Annotated in this window: 13 protein-coding genes; 6 read left to right on the top strand and 7 right to left on the bottom strand. The window is 68.3% G+C overall.

From position 1 onward, the window contains the following. Positions 1 to 195 precede the first annotated feature (195 nt). From AC3WMR_RS13840 to AC3WMR_RS13825, 4 genes are all read left to right on the top strand, one after another. The gene (locus AC3WMR_RS13840; RefSeq protein WP_175192108.1) at positions 196 to 1,497 is read left to right on the top strand and encodes a UDP-N-acetylglucosamine 1-carboxyvinyltransferase; all 1,302 of its coding nucleotides are present in this window, start codon (positions 196 to 198) and stop codon (positions 1,495 to 1,497) included. Between the two features lie 78 nt (positions 1,498 to 1,575). Next, positions 1,576 to 2,409: an alpha/beta fold hydrolase gene (locus AC3WMR_RS13835; RefSeq protein WP_492265481.1), complete on the top strand. Its 834-nt coding sequence runs from the start codon at positions 1,576 to 1,578 to the stop codon at positions 2,407 to 2,409. A 167-nt stretch (positions 2,410 to 2,576) separates the two neighbouring features. After that, positions 2,577 to 3,956, top strand: a complete 1,380-nt coding sequence (locus AC3WMR_RS13830) for an HdeD family acid-resistance protein (protein ID WP_492265480.1) — start codon at positions 2,577 to 2,579, stop codon at positions 3,954 to 3,956. After that, a complete protein-coding gene (locus AC3WMR_RS13825) occupies positions 3,953 to 4,987 on the top strand; it encodes an Lnb N-terminal periplasmic domain-containing protein (RefSeq protein ID WP_492265479.1) in 1,035 nt (344 codons plus the stop codon). Before AC3WMR_RS13830 ends, AC3WMR_RS13825 begins: the two co-directional genes overlap by 4 nt. A gap of 5 nt (positions 4,988 to 4,992) precedes the next feature. Here AC3WMR_RS13825 and AC3WMR_RS13820 read toward each other — a convergent pair whose 3' ends face one another. From AC3WMR_RS13820 to AC3WMR_RS13810, 3 genes are read right to left on the bottom strand one after another with little or no spacing between them, the layout of a single operon-like run. Next, a complete protein-coding gene (locus AC3WMR_RS13820; protein WP_492265478.1) occupies positions 4,993 to 5,736 on the bottom strand; it encodes an SDR family NAD(P)-dependent oxidoreductase in 744 nt (247 codons plus the stop codon). Between the two features lie 9 nt (positions 5,737 to 5,745). Next, positions 5,746 to 6,582 (bottom strand): alpha/beta fold hydrolase, encoded by an 837-nt coding sequence (locus AC3WMR_RS13815; protein ID WP_492265477.1) that lies wholly within the window; start codon positions 6,580 to 6,582, stop codon positions 5,746 to 5,748. Positions 6,583 to 6,618: 36 nt separating this feature from the next. Beyond that, on the bottom strand, positions 6,619 to 7,260 hold the full coding sequence (locus AC3WMR_RS13810; protein WP_492265476.1) for a TetR/AcrR family transcriptional regulator: 642 nt from the start codon (positions 7,258 to 7,260) through the stop codon (positions 6,619 to 6,621). A 137-nt stretch (positions 7,261 to 7,397) separates the two neighbouring features. On the opposite strand from AC3WMR_RS13810, the gene AC3WMR_RS13805 reads away from it, so the two are divergent. Next, on the top strand, positions 7,398 to 8,066 hold the full coding sequence (locus AC3WMR_RS13805; protein WP_492265475.1) for an O-methyltransferase: 669 nt from the start codon (positions 7,398 to 7,400) through the stop codon (positions 8,064 to 8,066). On the opposite strand, the gene AC3WMR_RS13800 is transcribed toward AC3WMR_RS13805, so the two are convergent. Next, positions 8,012 to 9,583 (bottom strand): MFS transporter, encoded by a 1,572-nt coding sequence (locus tag AC3WMR_RS13800; RefSeq protein WP_492265474.1) that lies wholly within the window; start codon positions 9,581 to 9,583, stop codon positions 8,012 to 8,014. The two genes, AC3WMR_RS13805 and AC3WMR_RS13800, sit on opposite strands and share 55 nt — an antisense overlap. 110 nt (positions 9,584 to 9,693) lie before the next feature. Between AC3WMR_RS13800 and AC3WMR_RS13795 the strand changes: the two genes are divergently transcribed. Then, positions 9,694 to 10,590 (top strand): LysR family transcriptional regulator, encoded by an 897-nt coding sequence (locus tag AC3WMR_RS13795; protein WP_492265473.1) that lies wholly within the window; start codon positions 9,694 to 9,696, stop codon positions 10,588 to 10,590. 46 nt (positions 10,591 to 10,636) lie between these two features. Here AC3WMR_RS13795 and AC3WMR_RS13790 read toward each other — a convergent pair whose 3' ends face one another. The 3 genes from AC3WMR_RS13790 to AC3WMR_RS13780 all read right to left on the bottom strand — a co-directional run bounded on the left by AC3WMR_RS13790 (position 10,637) and on the right by AC3WMR_RS13780 (position 13,677). Next, positions 10,637 to 11,947: an alpha/beta fold hydrolase gene (locus AC3WMR_RS13790; RefSeq protein ID WP_492265472.1), complete on the bottom strand. Its 1,311-nt coding sequence runs from the start codon at positions 11,945 to 11,947 to the stop codon at positions 10,637 to 10,639. 9 nt (positions 11,948 to 11,956) lie between these two features. Then, positions 11,957 to 12,943, bottom strand: a complete 987-nt coding sequence (locus AC3WMR_RS13785; RefSeq protein WP_492265471.1) for a Bug family tripartite tricarboxylate transporter substrate binding protein — start codon at positions 12,941 to 12,943, stop codon at positions 11,957 to 11,959. 176 nt (positions 12,944 to 13,119) lie between these two features. Then, a complete protein-coding gene (locus tag AC3WMR_RS13780) occupies positions 13,120 to 13,677 on the bottom strand; it encodes a DUF1415 domain-containing protein (protein ID WP_492265470.1) in 558 nt (185 codons plus the stop codon). Between the last annotated feature and the right edge of the window lie 48 nt (positions 13,678 to 13,725).

Raw genomic sequence — 13,725 nt, 5'->3', positions numbered from 1 at the left:
GCGGGTATTGCCGTCCAGGCCGGCGTCGATCAGCTGGGCGGGGGACCGATACCCCTGCCCACGCAAAGCCAGGCAACACGGTTTGCAGTCTGACACCATTTTCGCCAGGGCCGCCCGGCGCCCGCCAGGCCCGCCCGGTACAATTTCCCGCGCCCTTCCCCCAACCGCTTTTCCTGTCGTCCCAGCTCCTCGCCCATGTCCAATCTCATCGTCCACGGCGGCACGCCCCTGCGCGGCCGCGTCATTCCGTCAGCCAACAAGAACGCCGTGCTGCCCGTGCTGTGCGCCACGCTGCTGACCGACCAGCCGCTGCGACTGCATGGCGTGCCCGACATCACCGACGTGCGCAAGATCCTGGACATCTTCCGCACGCTGGGCAGCGAGGTGCGGCTGGACGAAAGCACCCGCACGCTGGACCTGCACCACCGCGACACCGCGTTCGACGCGGCGCAGCACCGGCTGCCCGAGGAAATGCGCTCGTCCATCATGCTGGTACCCCCGCTGCTGGCGCGCTTTGGCGTGGCCCGGCTGGAAGACAACGTCAAGGGCTGCACGCTGGGCGTGCGCGAGATCGACCCGCACGTCGACATCTTCCGTTCGTTCGGCGGCGAAGTCGAACGCGCCAGCGGTTCCTTGCTGGTGCGCAGCGCCGGCCCGCTCAAGCCCACCCACCACTGGCTGGACTACGCGTCGGTCACCACCACCGAGAACTTCGTACTGTGCGCGGCGGCCGCCGCGGGCGAATCGACCCTGACCAACGCCGCATCCGAACCGCACGTGCAGGAATTCTGCCGCTTCATGGCCATGATGGGCGCCGACATCGACGGCATCGGCACCTCGCGCCTGACGGTGCGCGGCGGTGCCACCTTGCGGGGCGGCGAATTCACCTTCGAAGAAGATTTCCACGAAATCACGACCTTCCTGGCGCTGGGCGCCATCACCGGCGGCGACGTGGTGGTGCGCAACAGCACGCCCGGCAATTTCCCGCTGATCGACCGCACCTTCGCCAAGTTCGGCGTGCAGATCGTGCACGAAAACGGCTGGTCGCGCGCGCTGCGCAACGGCCCGCTGAAGGTGCAGACGCCCTTCACCAGCAATGTGCTGACCAAGGTCGAAGCCGCGCCGTGGCCGTATTTTCCGGTGGACCTGCTGCCGATCTTCATCGCGCTGGGCGTGTGCGCCGAAGGCAACGCGATGTTCTGGAACAAGGTCTACGACGGTGCGCTGGGCTGGACGGGCGAACTGTCCAAGTTCGGCGCCCACGTGTTTTCGTCGGACCCGCACCGGGTCATCACCTTTGGCGGCAATCCGCTGACGCCAGCGGTGGTCGAAAGCCCCTACATCATCCGGGTCGCGATCGCGCTCTTCATGATCGCCAGCAGCATCGACGGCCGCTCGGAAATCCGCAACGCCACCCCCATCCGCCGCGCCCACCCGCGCTTTGTCGAAAACCTGCGCAGCCTGGGCGTGCAGGTCGAATGGGCCAGCGAGGAATAAACGGGGCACGGGTTTCCTATAATCGGGGGCTACCCACGGACGGCGCCACGGTGCGCCCTAGCCCCCAGGACCCCCTACATGCTTCCGATTGCCCGCCAGGATATCCACGTGCCCACCCGGCAAGGCCGCCTTTTCGCGCGCCGCTGGGACCCCGCGGGCCAGGACGTTGACAGGGCTGACAGCATTGGGGCGGGAAACTCGGCAGCAAACCTGGCCCCCATCGTGCTGTTCCACGACTCGCTGGGCTGCGTCGACCTGTGGCGTGATTTTCCCGAGCACCTGGCCGCGGCCACCGGCCGCAGCGTCATCGCCTACGACCGGCTGGGCTTCGGCCAGTCGGACCCCAACCCCGCCGTGCTCGCCACCGGCTTCGTCGAAGCCGAGGCCCACGAGGGCTTTCATGACCTGCGCCAGGCGCTGGCCATCGGCCGCTACATCGGCCTGGGCCACAGCGTGGGCGGCGGCATGGCGATCTGCGCGGCGGCGGCCTACCCCGACGACTGCGTGGCGCTCATCACCGAGTCGGCCCAGGCGTTCGCCGAAGACCGCACGCTGGACGGCATTCGCGCCGCCCAACGCAATTTCGCCGAACCCGGCCAACTGGACCGGCTGAAGAAATACCACGGCGACAAGGCCGCCTGGGTGCTGGCCGCCTGGGTCGATACCTGGCTGTCGCCGGCCTTTGCCGACTGGAATTTGAACGACACGCTGCGGCGGGTGCGCAGCCCCGTGCTGGCGCTGCATGGCGAACTGGACGAGTACGGCTCGGCGGCGCATCCCGAACGCATCGCGGGCCTGACCGGCGGCAAGCAGGCGCTGCTGGAAAACTGCGGCCACGTACCGCACCGCGAACAGGAACGCATCGTGCTCGACCTGACCCGCCACTGGCTGCAGGCCGTGACCCCTCGCTAGGCTGGCCTGACGCCGGCGTCCTGGCGACGCCGGCTCGCCGCCCGCACGGCGTGCCACCCGTGATACTTTAGTACCGCCCTGGCAGCCGCGCCGCGACCTATTCCGCCCAGCGCTGCCCGCCAAGCCCGAACCGCAATACCTGCCCCTACTCACGGAGCGCTAGGAACATGAGTCACCTGGTCTTGCTGCTGCTCGGCGTTGATTACCTGCACAAGCGCGCGCGCACGCTCGCCATCATCGGCTGGCTGGTACTGGCCGCCGGCGTCACGATCTTCATCGATGCGCTGGACGGGGCGCTGTATTTCCCGCTGTACCTGTTCGCCACGCTGTTCGTCATCGAAGGGCTGGCCACGCTGGCCATCGCCACGTCCGGGGTGGGCGGCCAGCGGGTGCTGCGCTACGCCAAGGGCCTGTTCGTGCTGGCCGCCGGCGTCCTGATTCTGGCGGGCCACCACCACGGCCATTTCCTGCTGTCGATGATCTTCGGCCTGCTGTTCCTGGCGGACGGGTTGCTGCAGTGCATCGCCGCCTATGTGGTGCGCTATCCGCGCTGGCGCTATGTGTTCGCGTCCGGCGTGGTCGAGATCCTGCTGGCGATCTTCTTCTTCCAACCCTACCCCACGCATTACGTGGGCACGGTCCCGTACTGCCTGGGCCTGTTTCTGGCGTTTTCGGGCATGAAGCTGGTGTGGCTGGCGCGCCGGGTGCGCAGCCTGGATTCCAACCCGGCGCTAGCCGACAACCCGCATCCCGACTTCATGCCGACCCGTGTCGACGGTCCGGCCCAGACCGTGTTCGACGGCCCGCCGCAAGCCAGCGAACGGGCCTTGACGGTGCACGTGTGGACGCCGTCCGGTTCCGCCAAGACGGCCACGCGCAACTACCCGGTGCTGGACCGCTACATCGCCGCGGTCGACATCAACGGCGTGGTGTCCACCGGCCACGCCGCGCTGGAATCGCCCGAAGGCGTGTACATCAGCCTGTACCCCGCGCAGGAAATCGATCATTCGCCCGAACAGTTCGGCACGCTGCTGCGCGCCACCGCCGACAACAACGTGCCCGGCGTGTACCAGCCCGATTACGCCACCGAATCGCGCGCCTGGTGCCCCTCGACCATGCGGGTGCGCATCCGCAACTATGACGCGGCCAAGCTGCAGGCGTTCTGGGACGTCTACCGCCAGACCGAGATCTACAACCTGACGCACCGCAATTGCTCCAGTTCGGTGTCGGCGGCGCTGGAAGCCGCGCTGGACGGCGTCGTGGGCCGCCTGCATGGCCCGCGCGCCGGCTGGGGCGTGCTGCTGCGCCTGCTCTTGACGCCCGAACTCTGGGTGGCCGCGCAGATCCGCAAGCGCGCCCTGACCATGGCCTGGACCCCGGGGCTGACGCTGGACTATGCCCGTGCGCTGAGCATGCTGGCCGACCCGCGGCCTTTCGGCTGGTGGAAGATGTCGCAGGCCGCCATTCGCCAGATCGCGGCATTGCGCGCCGGCTGGCGCCGCCAGGACCGCGAGGCAGGCGCCCGCAACGCGCAGGCCCAGCCATGATCTGGGCCGTTGCCGCTGGCCTGGCCATTGCGGCGGGCGCGGCCTGGGGCGCGCTGGCGCTGTGGTTCCAGCCCTTGATGGGTACGCGGTGGCGGCCCCTGCTGCCCGCGGCCTGGCTGGCGCTGGCGGCCGCCGCGCTGATCGGGCTGGCCACGGGCCACGCCTGGCCGGCCTGGGTCTTCGGCGGGCTGCTCTTGATGCTGCTGGCCTGGTGGCGCTGGGGCGTGCGCCCGTCCAACGACCGCGACTGGATTCCGGAAGTCGCCCGCATCACGCAAGGCTCGGTGCAGGGGGACACGCTGACGCTGCGCAACGTGCGCAACTTCAACTGGCGCAGCGCCACCGACTACGACGCGCGTTGGGAAACGCGCACCTATGACCTGTCGCGCCTGGCCTCGGTGGACCTGGCGCTGTCGTACTGGGGCCGCCCGGCCATCGCGCACGCGCTGGTGTCGTTCGGCTTTACCGAAGGCCAGCAGGTGGTGTTCTCGGTGGAAATCCGCCGCAAGCGGCACGACAAGTTTTCGGAAATCGGCGGGTTCTTTCGCCAGTATGAACTGTCGGTGCTGGCTTCTGCCGAAGAAGACAGCCTGCGCGTGCGCACCAATATCCGCGGCGAAGACGGCTACCTGTACCGCGTGCACATGCCCGACGGCGCGGCACGCAAGCTGCTGCTGTCGTATGTGGACACGGCGAGCCAGCTGGCGCGCCACCCGCGCTTCTACAACACGCTGACCGCCAACTGCATCACCATCATCTACCAGCTGGCCGACAAGATCGTGCCCGGACTGCCGCTGAACTACCGGCTGCTGCTGTCGGGTTACCTGCCCGAATACCTGTACCGGCTGGGCACGCTGGAAGGCGCGGACAGCGCGGTGGCCTATCGGCGCGCCGGGCGCTATACCGAGCGGGCCCGCGCCACGACGGACCCGGCGCAGTACTCCCGCAACATCCGCCGGGGCGTGCCCGGCGTAGCGCCTGCCGAAGACGAAGACGCCGCTGGCCCACGCACGCCACGCGCCCCGGCGTAGGCCCGTCAGGTCAGGTTCAAGCCGCCATCCGACAGCAGGATTTCTCCGGTCAGATAATCGGACTGCACCAGCAACGCCACCGCCTGCGCGATGTCGTCCGGGCTGGCCGCGCGGCGCATCGGCGCGCGTTCTTTCCAGAGTTGCTGCGCCGCCGTCCAGTCCTGCGTCAACGGCGTGTCCACCAGGCCCGGCGCCACCGCGTTGACGCGGATGTTCGGGGCCAGCGACACGGCCAGAAGCCGGGTCACGTGGTTCAGCGCAGCCTTGGCCGCCGCGTAGGGAATGGACGCGCCCTTGGGCCGCACCCCGGCGTGCGAACTGACATTGACGACGCACGCCGACCTGCCGCCCGCGGCCGCTGCCAGCAGCGCGGGCTGCGCGTGGGCCACCAGGCGAAACGGCGCCACCACATTCACTTCGTGCATCTCGTGCCAGACGTCCGGCGTCGCGGCGGCCAGGTCGCCATGCGGGATGACGCGGCTGATGCCGGCGTTGTTGACCAGCACGTCCAGCCGCCCCCAGGCGGCAACCGCTTCGCGCACCAGCCGGACCCGGTCGGCGTCGACGGCCAGGTCGGCCTGCACGTAGACGGCCGAACCGAGTTCGGCGGCCAGCGCATGGCCGGCATCGGCCGAACGGCGCGAATGCAGCACAAGGGAATAGCCGTCACGCGACAGGCGCCGGGCGATGGCGGCGCCGATGCCGGACGTGGATCCGGTGACCAGCGCGACGGGAGCGGAATGCGGCATGAGCGTCCGTTATGAAAAAGCGTGGCCCGCGCCAGGCGGACAGCGGCGAATGAAGGCCAGAAGGCGTTCCGTGATGGCCGCTGGATGATCCATGCTGGGCAGATGCGCGGCGTCTACCGATTCGTACGCCTCGCCCTGGGGCAGCATCTGCGCCACGCGGCGCGCGCGTTCCTGGATGTGGGGAAAATCCAGATTGCCCCACATCACCAGCGCGGGCGCCGTGAACTCCTGCAGGCGCGCGTACGCGGCCACGTTGTCCTGGCTGGCGCCCGCGGGCGCAGCGCGCAGCGCCTGCCCATGCATGTCCAGGAATTGCTCGCGCACCGATCCGGCGACACGGCCTTCGGCGGCCAGGGGACCGTCCAGGAACAAGCGCGCTTTCAGGCGGTTGACCTGATCGATATCGCGCGCGGCCTCGGCCGTCTTCAACGGCGCCATCAGCGCTTGCAGCGCGGGTGGCAGCGCCGCTTCGGGCGCGCCGGCTACCGTCGGCGATATCAGCACCAGGCCGCGCACCGAGGCGGGATGCAGCAGCGCCGCGTCCAGGGCGATGCGTGCGCCTTGCGAGCACCCCACCAGGATCACCGGCTTGCCCCCGGCGGCCGCCTCGATGACGGCCATCAGGTCAGCCACGGCCGAATGTTCCTCGGCCTGTCCGCGTGTGTCGCCGAAGCCGCGACGGTCGTAGGCGATGGCCTGGCAACTTGCAGCGATGCCTGCCATCTGGGGCCGCCACATGCGGCGATCGCAGATGGACGCATGCAGAAAAACGACGGGATCACCACGACCCATGGTTTCGCCGGCCAGCACGGCATGGCCGTTGGCGACGTCAAAACGAGAATGCATGGCCTAACCTCGCAGGCGCAGGAATGAGCGGCAATCTTACCCCCGGGCGGATGACGCCAGGCTGTCCAGGTAGGCACACAGCATGTCGCCCAGCGCATCGGCATAGGCGTCGATTTCCTGAGCGGTGCGCGGGCTTTCCGAGAATTGCTTGCCGACCGAACTAAACGTGGTGGTGATCAGGTCGCCGGCCAGCGCGCGGGTGGCCTCGGATGCCTGCGGCAGCGCTTCGCGCAGAAAGACCTGGACGATGCGGGCGCCCTCTTCCTTGGTGGCCTTGGCTTCGGGCGCATCGCGGTACAGCGGCGCGGCGTCGTTGAGCGCCACGCGCATCACGGCTTCCTCGCATTCGGAATGCAGGAACGTGCGCACCACCGTGCGCAGACGCTCGCGCGGCGGCTGGCTGGCGTCTTCCAGAATACCGCGCAGCAGGCCTGACGTTTGCGCCCATTCTTCCATCTGCAAGCGGTACAGGATGGCGGCCTTGTTGGGAAAGTACTGATAGAGCGACCCGATACTGACGCCGGCCTTTTCCGCGACCCGCGCCGTGGTGAAGCGCTGTGCGCCTTCCTTGGCCAAAACCTGAGCCCCGGCTTGCAGAATGGCGGCGACCAGTTCTGCCGAACGGGTCTGCTGGGGCTGTTTTCGCTCTGAAAGCCTGGCGTTGCGGCGAGTGGGCATGGGATATCCGGAAATGCGAATAGAGAAATGCGACGAATTCGTCGTATTCTAAACCGGCACCGGCAGCGCTTCAACGGACCGATCCGACAGGCCCTCTGATGCTGCCGCAACCGCTCATTTGATATCGGACCCCTCGCATGACCAACACCCTGACTTCCTCCCCCGTGGCCCCGCTCCTGGACCTGCTGTTCACGCAGGCCGACGCGTCGTGGTCCGCCGCCGACCCGGCCCTGACCACGATGTCGGACGCCGAACAGACCCGGCTGATGCGCAGCAAGACTGACTACCGCGATTTCTACGGCCGCATGAAAGACCTGCCGCTGGCCGTCTCGCCCGAAACCGGCACGCTGCTCTACATGCTGGCGCGCAGCGGCAACGCGCGCCACATCGTGGAATTCGGCACCTCGTTCGGCATCTCGACGCTGCACCTGGCGGCCGCGCTGCGCGACAACGGCGGCGGCCGCCTGATCACCAGCGAGTTCGAGCCGTCCAAGGTGGTGCGTGCCCGCGAGAACTTGGCCGCGGGCGGCCTGGCGGACCTGGTGGAATTGCGCCAGGGCGACGCGCTGCAAACGCTGGCCGCCGACCTGCCGGACCAGATCGACCTGGTGCTGCTCGATGGCGCCAAGGCTTTGTATTCCGACATCCTGGCGCTGCTGGAAAGCCGCCTGCGCCCGGGTGCGATGATCGTGGCCGACAACGCCGACTACTGCCCCGAATACCTGGCCCGCGTGCGGTCGCCGGCATCGGGCTATCTCTCGACGCCGTTCAGCGGCGATGTGGAAGTGTCGATGCGGCTGGGCTGACGCGCGGCGGGCTTCGGTTCCGTTCGCCCCAGGCACAGGAACACGATCAGCGCGGTCAGCACGGTCACGGCCGCCAGCCCCCACAACAGGCTGGCGAATGCTTGCCCCGAAGCCTGCACCAATGCCGCGCGCCCGACCGCGGGCAGCCACTGCGCGGCGGCGGCGAAATCGCCCGCCACCAGCCGCTGGGCGGCCTCGGCGGCGTGCGCAGCCCCGCCCGGAACCGCCGCGCCGATGTGCCGCGCCGTCAGTCCGGCCAGCACGCCGCTGACGATGGCCAGGGCCACGCCCTCGCCCGCCACTCGCGTGGTGCTGAAAATGCCCGTCGCCATCCCCGCGCGTTCCTTGGGCACGACACTGACCGCCAGGCCGTCCATCAGCCCCCACGGCAGGCTGATGCCCACGCCGATCATCAGCATCGGGCCGATGAAGGCCTGGGGCTCACCGGCCGCCATCGCCACGGCCAGCCACGCCAGGCCGCCCGCGGACACCAGCAGGCCGGCGCCGCAGATGACGGCGGGCGCCAGCCAGCGCGTCATCAGGCCGGCCGCCACCGGCAGCAGCAGCAACGGCGCCGACAGCGCGATCATCAAGCGGCCCGCGGCGATTTCGCTCAGGCCGTCCACGGCGATGAAACGCACCGGCAGCAGGATCAGCAGCACCACGAAGGCATAGGCCGGCGCGGCCGCCAGCCACTGCACGCCGACAAAGCGCGGGTAGCGAAACAGCGTCAGGTCCAGCATCGGCCGCGCCGTGCGCAGTTCGATCCGCGTGAAAGCCACGAACAGCAGCAACGCGCCCGCCAGCATCGAAAGCGTCAGCGGATCGCCCCAACCTTCTTGTGGCCCCCGCATGATGCCCCACGTCAGCAGCGCCAGCGCCGCAGTGAAGGCGGCCGCGCCGGGCCAGTCCAGCCGGCCCGCGTCAGGGTCGCGCGATTCGCGCAGGTTGCGCACACCCAGCACCAACGCCACCACCGCCAGGCCGATCACCAGCAAGAAGATGCTGCGCCAGCCGTAGTGTTCGATCAGCCACGCCGACGAAATCGGCCCGAACGACAGGCCCGCGCCGAAGCTCGCCCCGAGCAGGCTGAACGCCCGCATACGCGGCAGGCCATCGAATTCCTGCGCCAGGGCGGCGGCCCCGCCCGAGAAGATCGCCGCGCCGCCCAAGCCTTGCGCGGCGCGTAGCCAATCGAAGCTGACGATGCCGGGCGCGTAGACCAGGCCGATCGAGGCCGCGATGAACAAGGCCGTGCCGGCCAGGAACACCCGACGGCGGCCATAGCGGTCAGCCAGGGCGCCGGCCACCAGTAGCGCGCTGCCAAACGCCAGCATGAAGGCATTGGTGACCCAGTTCAGCGCCACCGGTTCGCCGCCCAGCGCCCGGGCGATCGACGGCAGCGCGACGGCCGGCCCGGTAAAGCTGAGCGGCATGGCCGCGCAAGCCAGGCATACGGCGATCAGGATCAGGGTCTTGCGGGCCGCGGCAAGCGGGGCAACAGGGGATGAGGACATGAGGAAACCAGAAGTAGACGCAACGGCATTGAAGATACTTGCGCATGGCTTCTGGATAAATAGGGTAAAAATCCACACATAGAAGAATTAAATTCCTCAATGGAGCCCCCATGGACCGCTTGAGCGGCTTGATGCCGTTTGTCCGCAGCGCCGAACTCGGCGGCTTTGCCGCCGCTGCCCGCGACCTGGACCTGTCGCCGTCCGCCATCGGCAAGGCCGTGGCCAAGCTGGAAAAAGACCTGCACGTGCGCCTGTTCCAGCGCAGCACGCGCCGCATGCAGCTCACCGAAGAAGGCCAGCTGTTCTACGAGCGCTGCAAACGCATTCTGGAAGACCTGGACGATGCCCACGCCATGCTGTCGCAGACGCTGGAAGTGCCGCGCGGGCGGCTGCACGTCAGCGCCCCGCTGGTCAGCTACCACTTCCTGTTGCCCGTGCTGCCGGCCTTCGCGGCGCACTATCCGGGCATCGAACTGGACATGGATTTCAACGACCGTATCGTCGACCTGATCGGCGAACGGGTCGACGTGGCCATCCGCAGCGGCGACCTGCCCGACTCGCGCCTGGCGGCCCGCACGTTGGGCAAGTACCGGTTGCAGCTATGCGCGGCGCCGGCCTACCTGGCGCAGCACGGCGTGCCCGCGCGGCCACGCGACCTGGAACGGCACCGCGCCGTGCGCTTTCGCTATCCCAACGCGGGCACGCTGCAGGAATGGCCGCTGATCTTGCCCGCGGGCGACGCGCCGCCGCGCCTGGCCCCGGCATTCACCTGCAACAACATGGAAGCGCTGCTGGGCGCCACCGTCAGCGGCTTCGGCATCGGCTGCATGCCCGACTTTTTGGTACGCGACGCGGTGGCGAGCGGGGCCTTGCAGGTCGTGCTGGCCGACCATGTGCAAGGCGAAGGCCGCTTTCAGGCGCTGTGGCCGTCCAACCGCAACCTGTCGCCCAAGGTGCGCGTATTCGTGGATTTCATCAGCGAACGACTGTTCAGGCACGGCCACTGAAGCCTGCCGCAGGCACACGGGCCGCGCGCCCGTCACTGCCCGACCTTCAGGCCTGCTGCGCACGAGCGCCACCCGACGCACGCCCCAGGAAATCCAGCACCGCCAGGTAAGACCCTTCGTTGCCCGCCGCATTGGCGGCCGGCGTGCCGCCCGCGTCCAGCAGCAGGCCGGACATGGCGTGCGGCTTGCTGATCAGCGTGGCCGGCAGGTAGGGATAGTGCACGTGGTGCCCCGCCCCCATGCAGACATGGTGGAACGTGGGCAGGCCATGCGCCTGGCGCTGACGCATCACGATTTCGGAATACGCCGTGCTGGGCCAGAAGCCGTCGTCGGACGCGCTGACCAGCATGACCGGCCCCGGATAGTGCTCGACCGGAATGCGGGCCCGTTCGAACGCCGCGGCGTCGCGGCTGGCGCTGAGAAAAGCGTGGGTCTGCCGATACGGCGGGTCGGACGCATAGGCCGCGTCCCAGTCGGCGGTAGCGTTGTCCTGCCACAGGTGCGGCAGCGGCTCGCCGGCCTTGCGCCAGACCTGCGCATTACGCCCGGTGCCCGGCTCACCCGCGCTGACCACGCCATGCGTCACGGGCGACGGCACGTAGGCCACCACCGCGCTGACCAGCTCGGGATAATGCGCCGCAGCCAGCAACGAAGTCTCGCCGCCCCGGCTGATGCCCGACAGCGCCACGAAGCCGTCCCGTGGCTGCAGCGTGTCGCGGGCCCAGCGCAGCGCCTGCGCGAAGTATTCCAGCGGCATGTCGTTCAGGTACTTGGGCCGGCCCTCGTAATTGAAAATGCCCAGCGCCAGGCATTGGTAGCCACGGGCGGCGAACAGCGCGGCGCGCGGCGCGTTGACGCCGCCGGACGAGCCGTTCATGTAGACCACCAGCGGATGCGGGCCGGGGCCAGCGGGCGTGTAGAGTTCGCCCGATACGGTCATGCCGCCCACTTGTTCGCGCACCGGCCGGTGCGTCACGCCATCGGCCAGGAAGTCCTGCACTAGCTGCGCAGTGGCGCTGCGCTGGCCGTCGGTGGCATGCAGCTCGACGATCAGCGGCTCGGTGCGGTCGGGCGGAAACACCACCCGTTCCATTTCGGTGCACACCATCGACCAGACGATGCCCATGGCCGACGGTTCGGCGTAGCTGCCGGACACCGGGCAGTCGCGCCCCAGGTCCAGGCTGCCGTCGTGGCCGGCCATGAACACGGCTTGCGACTGCCACGGCGCGCCGCACATGCGCATGCGGGCCGTGACGGTCACGAAGGCATAGGGCGCGAAGCCGTCGATGCGGATCTCGCGGGCAACGTCGATCAGCGCGAATTCCGGGCTGACAGTGATGCGGGGCTGTTCGGTCATGGCGGGTTCTCAGCCTTTCAGGTCGGTCTTGGGCACGTTGTTGGCGCGGATCACGCCGGCCCACAACGCGGATTCTTCGGCAATGACGCGGTCCAGGTCGGCCGACGAGGTGAATTCCACCGTCACGCCCTGCGCGGCAAACTGCTGCACCAGGCCGGGGTCGCGCGTGCCTTCGCGCACCGCGTTTTCCAGCGTGCGGACCACGCTGCCCGGCATCGCGGCCGGGCCCGAAATCATCATGCGGGTGTAAAGCTCCATGCCGTCGACGCCCGCCTCTTTCATGGTGGGCACGTCGGGCAGGCTGGACAGCCGCTTGTCGGCCGTCACCGCCAGCACCTGCAACTTGCCCGACTGGATGTTGGGCAGCGCCGAGGTCGGAAAATCAAACGTGCTTTGCACCGTGCCGGCCATCAGGTCCAGCAGCGCGGGGCCGCTGCCCTTGTAGGGCACGTCCTGGAACTGCGTGCCGGTCTTGGACTGGAAGTGCAGCAGCGCCAGGTGGTTGATGACGCCGCGCCCGGCGTGCGCGCAGGTCAGGTCGCCCGGCTTTTTCTTGGCGAGCGCGATGAATTCCTGCACGTTCTTCACGCCCAGCGCCGGATGCACGATCAGCAGCATGGGCGACTTGCCCATCGACCCCAGTTGCTTGAAGTCCGACACTTGGTACGGCAGGTTGTTGTACAGCAAGGGGTTCAGGATCATGCCGTTGGTGCCGGCGAACCCCAGCGTGTAGCCGTCGGGTTCGGCCCGCGCCACCGCCACGGTGGCGATGATGGCCTGGCCGCCCGGGCGGTTCTCCACCACCACGTTGCCCTTCAATATCTTGGCCATGCGCTCGGCCAGCGCGCGCGCGGCAATGTCGGTCAGGCCACCCGGCGCAAAGCCGACCAGCAGCCGTACGGGGCGGACAGGAAAGTCAGCCTGCGCCCGGGCGGGGCGAGGCATCAGCGGCAGCGCGGCAAGCGCGCCCAGGGCATGGCGGCGGGTGAACGGCATAAGGCTCTCCGGACAGGCGTGCACGGCAGGCGCGCGGCATCCGGCCGCGGCGAGCCATGCGATCAACGACAAGGGGGAAAGGAGGCACAGGCCGCCCGCCGAACGGCGGGGGTCTCAATGGCGGTATCTTGTATGCAATAGGGCGCCGGGGCTATCTAGGGATATCCCGGTGAGTCTCACGCCTTGGTCATCAGGCGCTTCCAGCCTGCAAGACCCAGGCGGTTCATCGTCTCGATATTCTTTTCGTAGATCTCGGCGGCATCCGGGAAGGATTCCACCGCGCGGTCGATGCTGTCTTCGCGCAGCAGGTGCAGGATCGGGTACGGCGAACGGTTGGTGTAGTTCTCGATGTCGTCCGGCTTGGTATCGGCGAACTGGAACTGCGGATGAAAGGTGGCGACCTGCAACTCGCCCACCAGGCGCATGCGCTTGAGCAGGCGGTCGGACAGTTCCTCGAAGTCGTTGAAATCCAGGAAATCGTCCAGCGCGTCGGGAATGATCAGCAGGGTCGTGTCGATCTTTTCCGGATCGGCTTCGGCCAGCAGGGCCAGTTCATCCTGCAGATCGGTCAACACGCCTTCGGCGTCGGTCGCATCGCTGACGGCAAAACGGATCTGGTCCTTGACCTGAACCGCCTTGGCGAACGGACAGAGGTTCAGGCCGATCACGGCCTGGTTCAGCCAGTGGCGGGTTTCTGCGACCACGTTGGCGTAGGCGTCGGAGGTGGAAATCATGTGGGCAATCCTGGAAAAGAAAAACGCGGGCTTGATATAGCCCGCGCT

This window comes from Achromobacter sp. FW305-C-28 (assembly GCF_058783235.1).
The sequence above is the reverse complement of the archived record's forward strand: the minus strand, read 5'-3'. Positions and strand labels throughout refer to the sequence as shown.